The sequence below is a fragment of the Nocardioides sp. NPDC087217 genome (genome assembly GCF_044744805.1).
In the GTDB taxonomy this organism is placed as follows: Bacteria; Actinomycetota; Actinomycetes; order Propionibacteriales; family Nocardioidaceae; genus Nocardioides.
This window is the reverse complement of record NZ_JBIUZB010000002.1, coordinates 393,110-408,840: the sequence shown is the minus strand read 5'-3', so window position 1 is coordinate 408,840 and position 15,731 is coordinate 393,110. Positions and strand designations below refer to the sequence as shown.

The 15,731-nt window shown below is 66.9% G+C and carries 15 protein-coding genes; 9 read left to right on the top strand and 6 right to left on the bottom strand.

What is annotated here, in order from left to right; all coding sequences use genetic code 11:
• Window positions 1-302: 302 nt before the first annotated feature.
• Complete coding sequence (locus ACIO3S_RS09285; RefSeq protein WP_400462111.1) at window positions 303-1,913, top strand: ABC-F family ATP-binding cassette domain-containing protein; 1,611 nt, start codon at window positions 303-305, stop codon at window positions 1,911-1,913.
• Between the two features lie 9 nt (window positions 1,914-1,922).
• Here the strand turns inward: ACIO3S_RS09285 and ACIO3S_RS09280 are convergent, their stop codons facing one another.
• The 5 genes from ACIO3S_RS09280 to ACIO3S_RS09260 form a co-directional block, all read right to left on the bottom strand.
• Window positions 1,923-2,624, bottom strand: coding sequence for a class E sortase (locus ACIO3S_RS09280; RefSeq protein WP_400462108.1), 702 nt, complete (start codon window positions 2,622-2,624; stop codon window positions 1,923-1,925).
• Between the two features lie 89 nt (window positions 2,625-2,713).
• Window positions 2,714-3,238 (bottom strand): 2'-5' RNA ligase family protein, encoded by a 525-nt coding sequence (locus tag ACIO3S_RS09275; protein ID WP_400462105.1) that lies wholly within the window; start codon window positions 3,236-3,238, stop codon window positions 2,714-2,716.
• 25 nt (window positions 3,239-3,263) lie between these two features.
• Window positions 3,264-4,337, bottom strand: a complete 1,074-nt coding sequence (locus ACIO3S_RS09270) for a class I SAM-dependent methyltransferase (protein ID WP_400462102.1) — start codon at window positions 4,335-4,337, stop codon at window positions 3,264-3,266.
• Between the two features lie 265 nt (window positions 4,338-4,602).
• Entirely contained in the window at window positions 4,603-5,160 is a 558-nt protein-coding gene (locus tag ACIO3S_RS09265) for a hypothetical protein (protein ID WP_400462099.1), read from the bottom strand.
• Between the two features lie 796 nt (window positions 5,161-5,956).
• Window positions 5,957-6,850 carry a hypothetical protein gene (locus ACIO3S_RS09260; protein WP_400462096.1) on the bottom strand — a complete coding sequence of 298 codons (894 nt, stop codon included), beginning with the start codon at window positions 6,848-6,850 and terminating at the stop codon, window positions 5,957-5,959.
• A 56-nt stretch (window positions 6,851-6,906) separates the two neighbouring features.
• On the opposite strand from ACIO3S_RS09260, the gene ACIO3S_RS09255 reads away from it, so the two are divergent.
• The 4 genes from ACIO3S_RS09255 to ACIO3S_RS09240 all read left to right on the top strand — a co-directional run bounded on the left by ACIO3S_RS09255 (window position 6,907) and on the right by ACIO3S_RS09240 (window position 11,242).
• Window positions 6,907-7,491 (top strand): STM3941 family protein, encoded by a 585-nt coding sequence (locus ACIO3S_RS09255; protein WP_400462093.1) that lies wholly within the window; start codon window positions 6,907-6,909, stop codon window positions 7,489-7,491.
• Between the two features lie 423 nt (window positions 7,492-7,914).
• Window positions 7,915-8,826 carry an HAD family hydrolase gene (locus ACIO3S_RS09250; protein ID WP_400462090.1) on the top strand — a complete coding sequence of 304 codons (912 nt, stop codon included), beginning with the start codon at window positions 7,915-7,917 and terminating at the stop codon, window positions 8,824-8,826.
• 51 nt (window positions 8,827-8,877) lie between these two features.
• Window positions 8,878-9,747, top strand: coding sequence for a GIY-YIG nuclease family protein (locus ACIO3S_RS09245; RefSeq protein WP_400462087.1), 870 nt, complete (start codon window positions 8,878-8,880; stop codon window positions 9,745-9,747).
• 247 nt (window positions 9,748-9,994) lie between these two features.
• Window positions 9,995-11,242 carry a hypothetical protein gene (locus ACIO3S_RS09240; protein ID WP_400462084.1) on the top strand — a complete coding sequence of 416 codons (1,248 nt, stop codon included), beginning with the start codon at window positions 9,995-9,997 and terminating at the stop codon, window positions 11,240-11,242.
• A 108-nt stretch (window positions 11,243-11,350) separates the two neighbouring features.
• Here the strand turns inward: ACIO3S_RS09240 and ACIO3S_RS09235 are convergent, their stop codons facing one another.
• Window positions 11,351-11,857, bottom strand: a complete 507-nt coding sequence (locus ACIO3S_RS09235; protein ID WP_400462081.1) for a mismatch-specific DNA-glycosylase — start codon at window positions 11,855-11,857, stop codon at window positions 11,351-11,353.
• Between the two features lie 221 nt (window positions 11,858-12,078).
• Between ACIO3S_RS09235 and ACIO3S_RS09230 the strand changes: the two genes are divergently transcribed.
• The 4 genes from ACIO3S_RS09230 (at window position 12,079) to ACIO3S_RS09215 (ending at window position 15,690) form a co-directional block, all read left to right on the top strand.
• The gene (locus tag ACIO3S_RS09230) at window positions 12,079-12,303 is read left to right on the top strand and encodes a hypothetical protein (RefSeq protein ID WP_400462079.1); all 225 of its coding nucleotides are present in this window, start codon (window positions 12,079-12,081) and stop codon (window positions 12,301-12,303) included.
• Window positions 12,304-12,391: 88 nt separating this feature from the next.
• Window positions 12,392-13,021 (top strand): hypothetical protein, encoded by a 630-nt coding sequence (locus ACIO3S_RS09225; protein WP_400462076.1) that lies wholly within the window; start codon window positions 12,392-12,394, stop codon window positions 13,019-13,021.
• 246 nt (window positions 13,022-13,267) lie between these two features.
• On the top strand, window positions 13,268-14,704 hold the full coding sequence (zwf, locus tag ACIO3S_RS09220) for a glucose-6-phosphate dehydrogenase (protein ID WP_400462074.1): 1,437 nt from the start codon (window positions 13,268-13,270) through the stop codon (window positions 14,702-14,704).
• Entirely contained in the window at window positions 14,701-15,690 is a 990-nt protein-coding gene (locus ACIO3S_RS09215; protein WP_400462071.1) for a 5'-3' exonuclease H3TH domain-containing protein, read from the top strand. The genes zwf and ACIO3S_RS09215 overlap by 4 nt, the downstream gene beginning before the upstream one ends.
• The last annotated feature ends 41 nt before the right edge of the window (window positions 15,691-15,731 follow it).

The following is a 15,731-nucleotide window of genomic DNA, read 5'->3' as shown; positions in this document are numbered from 1 at the left end:
CCCCGAGTCGGGTGACCTGCCCGTGACTGCGGAGGCCGGCTGCCGATGGCGGGCCCGCACGGCTGATAAAGTGAAGGAGTGGAGCTGATCGAAGTGGACAAGATCTAGCCACCGGACTGCCGGTGGCTTCGCCCGTGCGGGCATCCCGCATCGGTGAACGATCACTTCTCGAAGCATGCGCGCGTCCGCCCTTGCCGGGCGTCGACGCGTGAGCTCTCCGGCACGTTCGCGTTTCTGTCGACACGTACCTGATTCCCGTCGCGCCTATCGGCGCTCGACGGAAGAGACGAGAGAACACAGCCATGTCCACCCCATCTGCCATCACCCTGCGCGACCTGACCTTCGAGTGGCCCGACGGCACCGTCGCGCTCGAACGAGTCAACGGCACCTTCGGCACCGACCGGACCGGCCTGATCGGTCGCAATGGCGCCGGCAAGTCCACCCTGCTCCGCCTCATCGCGGGCGAGCTGACACCGACGTCCGGTCACATCGACGCCGGGGGCGAGGTCGGCTATCTGCCGCAGACGCTCACCCTGCGGCGCGACACGACGATCGCCGACCTGCTCGGCATCGGCGGCATCCTCGCCGCGATCCGGGCGATCGAGTCCGGCGAGGTCGACCAGCGCCACTTCGACGCGATCGGCGACGACTGGGACATCGAGTCCCGTGCCGACGAGGCCCTGGACCAGATCGGCTTCTCCGCGACCGATCTCGACCGTCGCGTCGCCGAGATCTCCGGCGGCGAGGGCATGCTGATCGCGATCACCGGCCTGCGCATCCGCCGCACCCCGATCACACTGCTCGACGAGCCCACGAACAACCTCGACCGAGCCACCCGCGCCAAGCTCGCCGAGTTCGTCGACCACTGGCCGGGGACGCTCGTCGTCGTCAGCCACGACCTCGAGCTGCTCGACCACATGGACAGCACCACCGAGCTGTTCGGCGGCACGCTGAGCACGTACGGCGGACCGTACAGCGCCTGGAAGGAGCACCAGGAGCAGGAGCAGGCGGCCGCACTTCAGGCCGCTCGGTCAGCCCAGCAGGCGCTCAAGGTCGAGAAGCGGCAGCGCATCGAGGCCGAGACGAAGCTCGCCCGGCGTGAGCGGACCGCGAAGAAGACCCAGAAGGACGGCGGGATCCCGAAGATCCTGGCTGGCAACCGTGCCAGCAAGGCCCAGGCGTCCGCCGGCTCGCTCCGCTCGACGCTCGACGACAAGGTGAAAGCCGCCCAGGCCGCCGCCGACGCGGCCGGCGCCCGCGTACGCAACGAGGAGCACATCCACCTCACCCTCCCCGATCCCGGCGTGCCGCGCGGTCGCCGGATCGCGGAGCTGGAGGACGAGGGCCGGACGGTCGTGATCCAGGGTCCGGAGCGGGTCGCGCTCGTCGGCGCGAACGGCTCCGGGAAGTCGACGCTTCTCGCGCATCTCGTGCGCGGAGCCGAGCCTGTGGAAGGCCGCCCGCACGGCCGGCTCCTCACCGACCTGGTCGGTCTCCTCCCCCAGCGTCTCGACGGACTCGACGACGAGGCGAGCGCGATGGAGAACGTACGCAGCGTGGCACCGGAGCTGCCGCCCGGCACCGTCCGCAACCAGCTCGCCCGGCTCCTCCTGCGCGGCGACAGCGTGGACCGCCCGGTGCGTACGCTGTCGGGCGGCGAGCGCTTCCGCGTCTCCCTCGCCCGCCTCCTCCTGGCCGACCCGCCCGCCCAGCTACTGATCCTCGACGAGCCGACCAACAACCTCGACATCACCAGCGTCGAGCAGCTCGCCGAGGCCCTCGACGCCTACCGCGGCGCGCTGCTCGTGGTCAGCCACGACTTCGGGTTCCTGGAGCGGATCGGCATCGACACCGTCATCGAGCTCGACGCGGATGGACGGATGCATCAGCGGCGCGACCTGGACGGTCGGTGACGGCGGCCCTCACCGCACGGCCACGAGGACCCCGATCTTGTCGATGCGATGCTCGGGATTGTCGAACTCGTCGGACCAGTAGTTGCCGGCCGCGTGATCCTCAGGAGTGGCGCACGTCGACAACGTGATCATCGCGCGGGTGGGCTCCTGGCCGGGTTTGCCGGGGACGGCGGCGCGCTGCGCGCGCAGCGACGCCGCCGACCGGAACGACGTCTCCCGGGTGCCGGTGATGCGATAGACGTACGTCGCCTCCTCGGTACGCACCCGGACCCGGTCGCCTCGTTCGAGCTCGGGCAGCCTGAGGAACGCCCGCGTCGAGGAGAGCCGGTGGGCGGTCACCTGGTAGTTGCCGATCCCGCCCGGCCCGGTGCCGCCGCGAGGACCGTACGGACTGGCTGCGACGCCGTTGTTCTGGATCTCGGTCCCGGGGGCGTCGTCGGTCCACCCGCGGTAGGGCACGACCTCGAGGTCGGTCAGTCCGATCGCGGGGATGGACAGCTCCCCGCGCATCGGCCGGCCGTCGGAGGACAGAGGCGCGGGGGCGGTGGTGCTCGGTGACGCCGTCGGGGATGCGGTTGAGGATGTCGTGGCCGGCGGGGAGCTCGACGGTGCCGGCGGTGTGCCCTTCCCCGAGGGGGTCTCGGTGCCGCACCCGCCGAGCACGAGCGCGCCGAGGACCGCGCCGACGACCCGGGACAATGCGATCTTCATGGCGCCGCCTCGCGCGAGCTGCTGGTTCCCGAGCCACGGTACGCCGACCCGCAAGACCCGATCTGCCCAGATGCGGTCAGGAGAGCCGGTCAGAGCATCCGGGGCAGCCACCAGATCCGGCCGCTGCTGCTGTCCACCAAGGCGGTACGAATCGCATGCAGCTCGAGCGGAAGGACATCGGCGACGGCGTTGACGATCACCGGAAGCTGGTCCGCCGAGGCACGAGTGGCCACCGACACGTGCGGCACCCACAGACCGGGCCGGTAGTGCTTGTGCAGGTCTGCTCCGGCCTCGAGGAGCGCTCTCGCGACACGGTCCTGCCGCATCGCCACCGTGGCTGAGAAGGAGGGCGCCAGGGCCACCCGGCCACGCGGAAAGATCAGTGAGCCATGACTGGCGCACTGGAACGGTTCGCCCTCCGGAAGCCGATCGAGTGTGTCGCGCACCGGACGGAGTTCCCATGTCCGCAGGACCGCGAAGGAGAGGTGCGGGTGGTGATGGCCGTGGGTGTGGCTCGCCATGGTGCGGACTCCGGCCTCCTCCAACCGCGCCCAGAGCTCACGCACCAGCCGGTCGGACCGAGCGTCGAAGAGCTGGCACACCGCAAGCGCCATGAGATCAGCTCGTCGCCACGACAGATCAGAAGAGCCGGTAGAACCGCCAGAACCCGAACCCCTCGACCGGGAGAACCTCGAACCCGCTGAACCCCGCGGCCTCGCCGTAGCCCTGCAGCGTCGAGGGCCGCATCACCGTCCCGGTTCCGACGCTCGGCGGCGACGAGAGCCCGTCCGGCAGACAGACCAGGAGGCTGAAACCGTACATGAGCCGCTCCAGCTCGTCGCCGTCCGGCGCGAAGCTGTCCGCCACGGCCTCGTCCATCACAACCATGGATCCGCCGGGCACGAGCGTCCTCCGCACCGCGCTGAGCACCTCGACCGGCCGAGGCATGTCGTGCACGCACTCGAAGGCGAAGGCCACGTCGACCGTCCCCTCGTCAAGGGTGGCCGCGTCCTGGCACACGAACCTCACCCGGTCCTCGACCCCCGCCTCGCGTGCGTTCGCGACGGCCATGTCGACCGAAGGCTGGTCGATGTCGATGCCCAGCACGGTGGCATCGGGGTAGGCGCGAGCCAGAGCGATGCTCGACCATCCCCCACCACAACCCACATCGAGAATCCGACATCCCTTCGCGGCGAGGACGTCGTGTACCTCGGGCACGCCTGCCAGCGCCGGCCCGAGCTGCTTCTCGTACCACGGCCGGTTCGCATCAGCCTGCGACTGCCTCGCATCATTCCCGAGCTCATCCCAGCTGACCCCACCACCGTTCCGGTACGCCTCCATCAGCTGCGGCAGCGCCGGCCCCACCGCCCCGAACATCCGGGCGATGGGCGCCAGATAGGCCAGGCTGCTCGTATCGGTCATCACCTCGGCGGTGCCTTCTGGGATCGCGAACCGCCGCTCGTCAGGCTCGCCGTCCGCCTCGACCACCAACAGCCCCACCACCGCCTGCTGCTCCAGCCACTCCCGTGCGTACCGAACCTGCGTCCCCGTCCGCCCCGCCAGCTCGACCGCACTCGCCGGCCCCTCATCCGCCAGCGACCGATACCACCCCAACCGGTCTCCGATGAAGATCGAGACAATCTCGACCGTACCGAGAAGCGACCCGAAAAGCCGCTCGGCAACTTCGTCTGCCGTCTGGTGCGATGCGTCCATCGATCCACCATCCGCCGCCCGACGTCCACCTGAGCAGTCCAGTTCGAGCCCTACTTGGTTTGAGGTACGTCGCGTCGCCCTACACGACGAACAAGACGCCAGGATGGAGCACCATGACCGCGACTGGCCGCTTCACAGGCCCTCCGGGCCCACCCATGCACGGCCTGCTTGTCGCTGAAGCGACCGAACCCCAAATGGGTGATGAGACCTTCGCGACGGAATGACGCGCTGACGTCGGCGAGGCTAATCGCGGGAGATCCGGTGGTCAGTCCAGGGACTCGTCAAGTTGTTGACAGCGCCGTTCAGTCGCCGGACGCGTGAGCGTCAGAAGGTCGAATCTGGCCAGACCAATCATGACGTCCACCGCATCCATATGGAGCAACGACGCGATCGTGTCGAGTGCCTCGTCGGTGCTCGTTGCCTCGGTCAGCGAGCGCATGACGTCCGGGAGGTTGTCCAAGACCGCCTGCGTGAACTGCAACCGGCTTCGGCGGCGTTTGGCGATCACGCGTGGGTCCTGAGGGTCAGGAGCCCTCAACACCACTTCAGCGGCGTACTGGTCCCCATCACTGGCCCAACGTCGTTCGATGCGCTCAGCAACCGTCGTCAAGGCAGATACGACACTTGGCACCTGGTCTGTACGCAGCACTATTGCCTCTCTGTCTGAGGTGCGAAGGTGCAGGTGGGGACCGGGGGTTCCACCGTCGCCGTGGCTGGCGAACCAGCCTTCGCAGATCAGGCGCTGGTCCCGGCGGCCGGTCTCAACAGTGACAACTGCCTCGTCGTCAGCCTCATCGCCGTCGCGTGCCTCTGGGGGCGTCATGGTCCGACATTAACAGTGCACTCTCGACCCCAGGTCTCGGCGATCTGGACCTCGAGGGCGCGCCGACAGGCGGCGGCATGACGTGTTGGGATCGCGCCCGAGCATGACGACCGACTGACGAGTCATCAATACTCGCCACGTGGAAGAGAAGCCGAGTGCCGATGCACGGTTCATCCAGCGAGTAGCGCCGACGTTGCGGACAGGGACGCCGACCCAACTGATGGCCCTGTACTCCGCGATTCTGGACGAACTCTCAGATCGCCGGGTGGTCTGGTCGCGCAACTCGCCCGTCGGAAACTACGCCGAATTGCTCGTTGCCAAGGCATTCGGCGGGACTGTCGATCGACGATCCCAGAAGAGCTGGGATGTTCGGGTAGCGACCGGCGACAGGTTGCAAGTCAAGTCAATCGTGCTACCCCCTGAGAAGTCCGTCGGTCCGTTTTCTGTCTTCCGCTCGACCGACTTCACAGCCTGTGTGTTCTTAGTTGTCGACTCCGACACTTACCGAGTCCGTCGAGCCGTCCAACTGCACCCAGACGCAGTTCTGCAGCTCTCGACTTCGGCTGATTGGGTATCTGGGCTTCGGGTCACCGTCGCCAAGGTCCTTGCGAGTTCCCTCGGCCAGGATGTGACCCTGCCTCTACGGGAAGCCCAAGTGGCAATCGATTCTGCGGGCAATGGCCGAGACATAGTCTCGTGGTAGGAGCTCGGTTCGAGTCGTAGCTCGCGGCGGAGTGCAGTGGATCCGGAGGGTATCCGGGTCCGGGGCCAAAAGACGCTGGCCGATGGAGCGCAGTCAGCAGAAGCAAGCCCCAGTCGGGGTCCGCTGGGTGAAGCAGTCGGGACACACGTCTCCGACGGGGGTCTCTGGCTGGCGAACGGCGCCGTAGTGGGCGAAGCACTCCTCCTGGCGCGTCACCTTGTGCGAATCGTCGCGTTCACGCCAGTACCCCGAGCCGAGGCCGGTCGCTGTGGCGACGACGAGGGTCCAAAGCGGTGGCAGTCCTCGGGTGAGGCACAGGGCCGCGAGAGGGTTGAGGATGCCGCCGTTCACGAGGCGCTTGTTCCCGCCTCCAGCGAACTCGACGAACTCCGTGAAGGTCATGGTCCTGCCGTGCCTGGCGAAGTCGATGAGATACGGCAGCACCTTCTCTGCCACCTCGACCCGTCGCGCGTGCCCGGGGTCGGAAAGGTCCTCGAGATCGAATTCTCGGAGGTGAGCCGGTCGAGCCTGAGGTCCTTCATCGAGCCATCGTCCGAGGTCGGCAGGCGGGTTCTGATGAAGGTCCTCGACGAACGCCCTGACTCGGGGATGCATTGAAAAGTGGCCCTTCCACGTATCGCGGGCGACGCGTGCGAGGCGTCGACCTGACTTGTGGACGATGATGCCAGAGCCGTCCGACAGCGCCCTCGGGCTAGCGGATCTCTCGCCCGCCCGACTTACGATGCGTCGGTTTATCTGCCCGGCTGCCCTCGCTCTAGCGCACTCTTTCAGGCGACCTGTTCGGTGCGCCTCAGGCCGAACCCCCAGGTCACCTTGGCCAGGTCCTCCAAGACCCTGTGGCGGTGCGTCCCGGATGACTGCCCGGACGCTTCCCCGGATACGTAGGTCATTGCTGAACGGCATCCTGACCCGTTCGGGGAGGTAGCCCTTTCTGGGCGGATTGACGCGCTCGACCGGCACGTACAAGTGGCAAGGCTACGCAGACACGACCCACCTCAAGCGCGATGCGTCATGCTTCCGCCGTGTCCAAGAGCAAAGCAGCCGCCTCGAGGTTGTGGGATGAGAAGCTGGCGGCGGATGGCCGGGTCGAGTTCGCCACCTCCAAGAAGCGGCCGTGGCTGATGACGCTGGCTTGTCTGGCCTTTACGGGGATCGGCCTCGGGGTCGTCCTCTTCGGCTCCGAGACGGAGGCTCAGGCGTGGGGCTGGGCAACTGTCGTGTTCTTTGGCGTTGTCTGTACTCCGGCAATGGTTCTCCAGGCAGTGCGAACCAGCGTCGTGGTCGTCGACGCCGACGGGGTCAGACCTTCCGTCGGTAGGTGGCACGGCACGATGATCTCCTGGCCGGATCTGGTTCCGTGGGACCACATCGAGGGGACCGGAACCAACGACGTCCAGGGCACGAGATTCGTCATCCTCTACATCACCGACGAGTTCGAACGTGAATGGCTGGCTGAACGTGGTCTCCTCCTGCGCGGACTGATGCGTGTGAATCGGGCGATGCAAGGCACAGCGTCGTTGGCGCTCCCGTCCAACCTCCACGGCGATGTCAACGAGATCGCCAACTGGATCGAGCGTCTGCGCCATATGCGTCGTACTCGGCCATAGGCCACGTGCTCTAACTCGGCCCTTGATTGGCTCGTGGACTCCGACCGGTCTTCAACAGTGCAGGGCATCACCCACAGAGGCGCAGCGGAAACCGGTGTCGTTGTCGTTCACCCTGCCATTGAATTTGCCGCGTACGGACGGCCCGGAGCCGAGGTGGCGAACTGCCCGGTGGCTGCAGCGATCAGCGTTGGGGGTTGGACGGGTTGCCGATCCAACGGTTCGAGGTCGTGGTCCGAATCCGATATGGCGGCCAGAAGTCGCTCCCTCCCAGGCGTACATATTCGGCGCGACCAGCCTGCGAGCATGCGGCTGCCCCGAGAATCGGATCGCGCTGGCGGCAGCGAACGCTGATGATGTCATGGCGGGTCTGAACGCAACACCGTGATCAACGACGACCGACATCACCAACGAGAACGGCATGCTTTGAGAACCTTGATCCTCAGCGACCTCGACGGCACGCTCCTCGGCCCCGGCGCTGTGCTCTCGCCATCAACGCTTGACGGCATCAACGAGCTCGTCGCCAACGGCCTGCTGTTCACCTACGCCACCGCCCGCTCGTACGTCTCCGCGGCCCGTGTCACCGATGGGCTCGACCTGCGGATCCCGGTCACCGTCTCCGGCGGCGCGTTCCAGCTCGACCCGCACACCGGCGCGATTCTCAACGAGGAGCGCATGGCGGAGGACGACCTGGACACCGTGATCCGGCTCTGCGAGAAGCATCGGGTTCCGCCGATCGTCTACAACGGCACGCCGACAGCCGAGCGGGCGACGTGGGTCGAGGGCGAAGGGTCCGAAGGGATGCGCCGCTTTCTCGCGGACAGGGTCGGGGACCGACGGTTTCGGCCGGCCACGGACTGGGCCCGTCTCCCCCGCAACGGCATCTTCTACGCCACGATCATCGGCGAGGCATCGGCGATCGCGGCCCTGACCGTCGACATCTCGGCGGCCACCGATGGCAGGCTCTCGCTCATCGCGCAGATCGACACGCACCACCCGCAGGACACCTACCTCGAGCTCAGCGCCGCGCGCGCGACCAAGGCCCATGCCGTCGCCTGGCTGCGCGACTACCTGGACGTCGACCAGGTCATTGCCTACGGCGACAACCTCAACGACCTGCCCATGTTCGGGGCAGCGGATCAGGCGTACGCCGTCGCCAACGCCGCGTCGGAAGTCCTCGCTGCCGCCACTGGAGTCATCGGCTCAAACGCCGAGGACGGTGTCCTCCGACACGTCTTGACGGCTTGGACGGCTGATGCGCAGGTACCACCTATCGATGTAATAAGCCACCCCGAAGACGATGCACCAGCCCCCGCTATCGGTGCGAACGGTCTGTAACCGGGCCGCCGAACGTCGTCGAGGTGGTCCGCGTGTAGCTAGATTGCCTTCGTGACGACCCCAGAGCAGCCCCAGCACTTCGACCTCACGCTGGGCCATCTTCTGACCGCGGCTGGCATCGTGGACAACGCGGCGGCCTTGCTGGTGCGCCACACATACAAGCCGGACGGTCTTCGTGGTCCCGCCGACATAACGTTCAACAAGGTCCTGGCATACACCCGTGAACAGAATCTCAAGGGCAAGTTCCCTGCGGACCCGCCGTCACTGTGGCTGACATTCATCGCTGATGGTGGTCGCAGGTCACGATTCGTCACCGCGTACGAGAACCATGGCCTGGTCGACGCCCCCGATCACATCCCGTGGAGGCGGGCGCAAGAACACCGCTGGTTCGACCTTCGACAGTCCGATCTGCTGGCCAGCCTACGAGACCGGCTCGTCGTCGAATGGACGTCAGACACGATCAACTGGGCGAAGTCTGGGAGGACAGCCGAGGCGATGCGGGTCGTGGAGATCGCCGACCCAGAGGCGGTCGTTTTCCCTGGATACGACCGATTCGTCATCGACTACCCGACACTCCAGGCCGTCATTGACGACTCCCGATATGCGAGCTGGCGCACGGCGCTGGCCGCCGTGCAGGGCATCTACCTGATCGCGGACAAGAAGACCGGCAAGCTGTACGTCGGGAAGGCCGACGGCAGCGAGAGGTTCCTCGGCCGCTGGACGTCCTATGCGCGCGACGGGCACGGCGGCAACGTCTTGCTCAAGGAACTGGCGACAGCGGACGCCACCCACCCCCAAGACTATGTGTTCTCAATCCTGCGAGTCTTCGACCCGACCACGCCGACCGCGGAAGTCGACGCGGCCGAGTCACATTTCAAAGCAGCCCTCCTCAGTCGAACCCACGGATACAACAGGAACTGACGGCGGCCTACCCCAGATTGGGGACAGTTCGCGGGCGAGATACGGGCCGCAACCGATCTCTCGGTTTAGGTTCATTGCTCGTGACCGGGGCTCTCGTGGGATGGGTAGAGGAACAGATCGCGGCGTCGGGGTGGACTCCGAACCCATGGCGAGGTTTCCCACCTAGTCGGCATCGTCGCGGCGCTACGGGGCCGCGACGTCTAGGCATGGCAGCAAACCGCCTCCTTCCCAAACCTCAGGAATGACGATGGACAACGAAATTCAGCTCATCAGCGACGGCAGCGGCGTGGCGGTCATCGGGGACCCGACCGCAGTCGAACGGTTCCTGGTCTCAGAGGGACTGCCGTCGACCGATCTCGGGTTGCATCGGCTCGGCGCGGTCCTCAACGCGGGAGCTGCAGCCGCCCAGACGGGGTCCGAGCTCGCCTCCAACTCAGGACGCTGGGTGAAACTGTCCAAGGAGTCCGCACGAGCAATCGACAAGTACGGCCTGAGAACAAGCTCGAAGAGCGGCCTCAGCACCGGTGTGCTCAAGGGAAACAAAGGCCAGATCAAGGGCTTTGTCGAGTTCACGTCGAAGCCTGGGGCCATCCTGACGAACCCCGCGCTTCTCGCCGGCGCAGCCGGGATCATGGCGCAGCTTGCGATGCAGCAGACCATGGAGGAGATCACCGACTACCTCGCCGCGATCGATGAGAAGGTCGACGATGTGCTCCGCGCGCAGAAGGACAGCGTGCTCGCGAGCATGATCGGAGCGGGCTTCGTCATCGAGGAAGCCATGACCATCCGAGACCAGCGCGGCCGTGTCGACGAGATCACCTGGTCCAAGGTTCAGACCATGCCGGGGACGATCGCCGAGACCCAGGCGTACGCATTGCGGCAACTCGACGCACTCGCGGAGAAGATGGAGAAGAGGTCCAAGGTCAGCGACCTCGCTGAGGTTGCGAAGGACGCCGAGGCCAAGGCGCAGGAGTGGCTCGCGGTTCTTGCTCGGTGCTTCGGCCTACAAGATGCGATCGCAGTCCTCGAGCTGGACCGTGTGTTGGACGCATCGCCCGACGAGCTCGACGGCCACCGCCTCGGCCTCGAGAAGGCCAGGAAGAACCGTCTGGATCTCATCTCGCAGTGCACCGCTCGTCTGATGGCCCGTATGGATGCCGCTGCTGACACGGCCAACACCAAGGTGCTCCTGAATCCGACCAAGGCGCCCGGCCTTGTGCAGTCGAGCAACCACGTCTCAAACGTGATCCTTGAGTTCCACGAGCGACTCGGAATCACTCATGATCGTGAGTCACTGGAGGCAAAGCGTTGGACAGAAGCTGCCACCGAGGTACGAGACAGAGCACTCGAAACGGGGGCGGACAAGATCGAGGCCACCAGGCGACTTGGCGCCGAGACTTTCGGCCGCGCCATGTCGACGACTGGCAGGCTGTCCGACCGCGTCGCTGAGCGCGCTCGTCGGCTGCGCTCAACCTCTGAGGACAATGACGATTGAACCTCGCCTGTTCGACGGACGCGGTTCTATGTTGACGAGGCCGCCTCGATATCGGACCGAGGATCGCGAACGCGCCGGCTGGATCAGTCGAGTGCCCCTGCGACCGACCTAGCCGACCTGCTCGCGGAACCTGCTCCACCACTCGAGTTTCTCGGAATAGGGCGTGGAAGCATTCGCGCCGCTGCTGTTCGGTACGACGAAGACCCGACTATCTCCGATCTGCCATGTCTGCTCCCCCAGCGTCACGTCCTTGCGGTTCGCAACACGAAACTGGACAGCCGCTGCCCGCCCCGCGGTCAGCCCGTTGAAAGCAACCCACTGCGGCGCCGCGGCGACGAGGTGCGCAGCAACCTCCCCGGCTCGCCCATAGTCGAGCCCCCGATCGTGGCTCTGCGCGACCTTCTTCACGAGATCTGTGATACCGATGCCGTACGACGTGAGCGTGCCATCGTCCTCCGGCCGAAGAAGCCGCGAGGTGAACCCTGCCTCATGTAGGAGCTGCCAGAACTTGTTGCCACGCCCCGCGTAGTAGTGGCCGCGTTCGGCTGAGGCCGTGGCCACCGCCGTCCCGCAGAAGACGACGCGCAAGTTGGGAGCAAGCAGATCCGGAAGCATGACGACAGGGTTCCACGTCGCAGCACTTCGTGCAGCGCCAAGCGCTGACCTCGATCCGTCGCTTCCTCAGATCCGCTGGGCAGGCATCGTGGCGTGCCTCCGCTGCAGTTCGCGACGATCGCAGGCAGCCTATCGGCCTGGTCGGGCTGGGTGGTGATGAGCGGGACCGGCTCCCGATGCCCATGTCCTTCCAACGACGCGGGTCGAGAAGCTCCGGACCAGTGAGTGCTGGCGGTGCGCTCGGCGCAGCCGCAGTCGTCGGTGGTGCCGCGCTGATCGGTGTCGGCGCGCCAGTCATTGCGGTCGCAGCGGGCGCCGCAGTGGTGGGTGTCGGTGTTGGTCTTGCCGCCGAATACGCTTACGAGAACTGGGTGTCGGATGAGACCCGCGAGAAGATCGACGACGGTCTGGAGGCAGTGGGCGATGCCATCACGTTCTGGGACTGAAGCGGCGCGAGGAAACCCGGACGGACGGTTCGTCGCACCGCCTGTCCTGTCGAAGTCAGTCCTTCGCGTTTACGTACTCATCGCGCTGGTGATCGCTGGGCTCGGGCTCGGACTCTGGATCCTCTGGATCTCCGGCTCGACCCCAGCTCGGATCGCTACCGTGCTGATGGCTGCTGTCGTCCTGCTTCCGACCGCGGCGCTGGTGCTGAGCATGGCACGCCGTCGTTCCGAAGTCCTCGTGATCGAAGAGAACCCGGGTGAGGTCGCGTTGCGGGGGTCCCTGTTCTTCGCGCTCGCGCTGCTGATCGCGCTGGTCGGTCTCGTCCTTTATCCGGTCGCGCTCGGAGTGGCCGTCCTCCGCGACGGAGTCGAGGAAGGCTCGATGACGATGTTCGTAGTCTCGTTCCTCGTCGCCCTTGCGTGCCTCCCGGTGCTCGTGATGGTGCTGCTCGGCAAGTACAGGCTGAACCGCCTGGTAATCACGCACGACCTCGTCACCTACCACGGCTACCGTCGCGCGTCGTCAGCTCCGTGGGACGCGCTGGACAGGGTCGAGATCACCCCCGAGCCGAAGGTTCAGATGCTCATTTCCGGACCGGAGACCGAGATCCAGATACCTCTGGGCCTTATGGCCAGCGGTCCAGTTCCGCTCGCGGAGTACGTCGACGATCTGCTCCGTCTCCCCAACCGACGGCCCGGCAAGCTTCCTACGAACTAGACCTTCCGTTCCCTTAACTCTGCTGAAAAGCCGAGGTGCGGACCATGTGCGGCCGCGCCAAGTCAGCCACTCGACGAGTTGATCTAAGCAGGACGAGTCATGGTCGCCAGGCAGGCTCGCGTCGTCGCCAACGCAGCCTCACGGGCAGCCTTGGCGTCCGGCCCAGGGACTGTGATTCGAAGCTGAAAGCACCCTGGTAGCGCGAGTCCCTGGCAACGATTACCTCGAGTGGCGGAGACTAAGGATGTGTCCTCCAAACCAGCCCCGCACGTACTCGTCCTCTTCGGCGCGACCGGCGACCTGGCCGCGCGCAAGCTGTTCCCCGGGCTGTATCGGCTCGCGCTGGCGAAGCGGCTCCCCGACCAGCTCGCGATCATCGGCAGCGGGCGGCGCTCGCCGGGCACCGACGAGGACTTCCGCAGCCACGTGCACCAGGCGCTGAAGGAGTTCGTCGGGGAGGTCGACGAGACCGTGGCTCGGCCGCTGCTGGAGCGGATCCGCTTCGTCGCCTCCTCCGCCGAGGACGGCAAGGCGCTGGCTGACGCGGTGCACGAGGCCGAGGACCGGCTCGCGCTGGAGAGCGGGCAGACCCTGGGCGACGTACAGCGCCTTCTCTATCTTTCCGTGCCGCCGCAGGCCGTGGAGCCGATGGTCGCGATGCTCGACCGCGAGCAGCTCAACGTCCGCAGCCGGCTGGTCGCGGAGAAGCCGTTCGGCACCGACCTGGCCTCGGCGCGCGAGCTCGACGCGGTGCTCAGTGAGGCGTTCGACGAGAAGCAGATCTTCCGGATCGACCACTTCATCGGGAAGGAGGCGGTGCAGAACCTGCTGGCGCTGCGCTTCGCCAACGGTCTCTTCGAGCCCGCCTGGAACCGGCACAGCATCGAGTCGGTGCAGATCGACGTACCGGAGAAGCTCACCGTCAAGGGGCGCGGCAGCTTCTACGAGGGCACCGGCTGCCTGCGCGACATGGTCACCACTCACCTGTGCCAGCTGCTCGGGTTCGTGGCGATGGAGGATCCGCACGCCTTCCGCGAAGGTGCGATCCGCGCGGCGAAGGCCGCCGCCTTCGCGGCCGTGCGGCCGCTGGACCCCGAGCGCGTGGTCTTCGGGCAGTACGAGGGCTATCGCGAGGAGCCCGATGTCGCCGCCGACTCCGATGTGGAGACGTACGTCGCCATCGAGGCGTGGATCGACAACGACCGCTGGCGCGGGGTGCCGTTCTACCTGCGCACCGGCAAGGCGCTTGCGGCCGGGCGGCGGACGATCACGATCCGGTTCATCGACCCGCGGCACCGGTGGCTGCAGGCGGCCGACTCCGGCTCCTCGGAGCCCAACGAGCTGGTGATCGAGCTCAGCGACGACCCCCGGATCGAGATCGACGTACGCGCCAAGCGACCTGGCCCCGGCATGGCGCTGACCGAGGGCGTCTTCCGCCTCGACCTCGCGGGGGACGCACCGGACGCCGGACCGCTGGAGGCGTACGAGCGGCTGATCCTCGACGTCATGAACGGCGATCGGACCCTGTTCACCAGCGCGCGCGAGGTCGAACGGCTGTGGGAGATCTGCCAGCCGGTCCTCGAGCACCGGCCCGACGTGGAGAGCTACCCGCAGGGGTCCTGGGGCCCGGAGTCGGCGCTCGAGCTGCCGGAGGGTGGCTGGCGGCTGGGCAGGAACGCGTGACCGGCTCGCGCCGCCTCCTGCTCGTCGTCGACGCCCCATCGCTCCTGCACCGCAACCATCATGCCCGGGCGCACACCCGCATGATCGACCGTGCCGGCCGGCCCGCATGGGCGCTGCACGGCATGCTGCGGCAGATCCTCGACTCGATCGACGCCTTCGCTCCCGACGCGGTGCTCTTCGGCCTCGACGACCGCACCGCCTCCGTACGCAGGGACGCCTATCCCGACTACAAAGCCGGCCGCGCCGAGAAGGACCCGATGCTGGTCGAGCAGCTCGGCCGCGCCGGCGCGATGCTCGACGCCCTCGGGCTCGCCACCCTCACTCCCCCGGGCCTCGAGGCCGACGACGTCAACGCCTCTGCTGCGGCGTGGGCGGGCCGCAACGGGTGGAACTGCGTCGTCATCACCTCCGACCGCGACGCGTTCGCGCTGATCAGCGAGCACACCCAGGTCCTGCGGCTGATCAACGGCGGGATCAACGGCTCTCCCCTGCTCAACCCCGCCCGGCTGTATGCGATGTACGGCGTGCCGGCCTCTCGCTATCTGGAGTACGCCGCCCTGCGCGGCGACGCCAGCGACAACCTGCCCGGAGTCAGCGGCATCGGCGAGAAGACCGCCGCCGCGCTCCTCGACCAGGTGGGTCCGATGGAGGGCGTCTGGGCCGACATCTCGCACAACGACGGGCGGAAGGTGACCGAGGTCCTCGACGCGTGGGCGGCCGAGACCGGCGTACGCCGCATCGGCGCGCGCGTGGTCCGCGGTCTGTCCGCGCCCGGCGCCCGGGAGCGCTACGACTTCAACCTGCGGATGATGACCTGCCGCGACGACCTCGACCTCCGTCTCACCCCGGACGTCCCCGGTACTCCTGGCCTGCTTCCGCTCGACATCGATCGGGTCACCCGGGTCGTCGGCTTCCTCGGCGTCGAGGCGACCACCGCCGTTGCGCAGCGGGTGCTGAGCACGAATCCCGCTTCGACGGTCTCATAGATCTCAGCTCGCAGTGGACCGACGGGCTCAGCCCGCGGCCT

Bases quoted from the DNA above. Each gene is read 5' to 3' on its own strand.
- ACIO3S_RS09285 (WP_400462111.1), top strand. From the start codon at position 303: ATGTCCACCCCATCTGCCATCACCCTGCGCGACCTGACCTTCGAGTGG.
- ACIO3S_RS09280 (WP_400462108.1), bottom strand. From the start codon at position 2,624: ATGAAGATCGCATTGTCCCGGGTCGTCGGCGCGGTCCTCGGCGCGCTC.
- ACIO3S_RS09275 (WP_400462105.1), bottom strand. From the start codon at position 3,238: ATGGCGCTTGCGGTGTGCCAGCTCTTCGACGCTCGGTCCGACCGGCTG.
- ACIO3S_RS09270 (WP_400462102.1), bottom strand. From the start codon at position 4,337: ATGGACGCATCGCACCAGACGGCAGACGAAGTTGCCGAGCGGCTTTTC.
- ACIO3S_RS09265 (WP_400462099.1), bottom strand. From the start codon at position 5,160: ATGACGCCCCCAGAGGCACGCGACGGCGATGAGGCTGACGACGAGGCA.
- ACIO3S_RS09240 (WP_400462084.1), top strand. From the start codon at position 9,995: ATGGACAACGAAATTCAGCTCATCAGCGACGGCAGCGGCGTGGCGGTC.
- ACIO3S_RS09235 (WP_400462081.1), bottom strand. From the start codon at position 11,857: ATGCTTCCGGATCTGCTTGCTCCCAACTTGCGCGTCGTCTTCTGCGGG.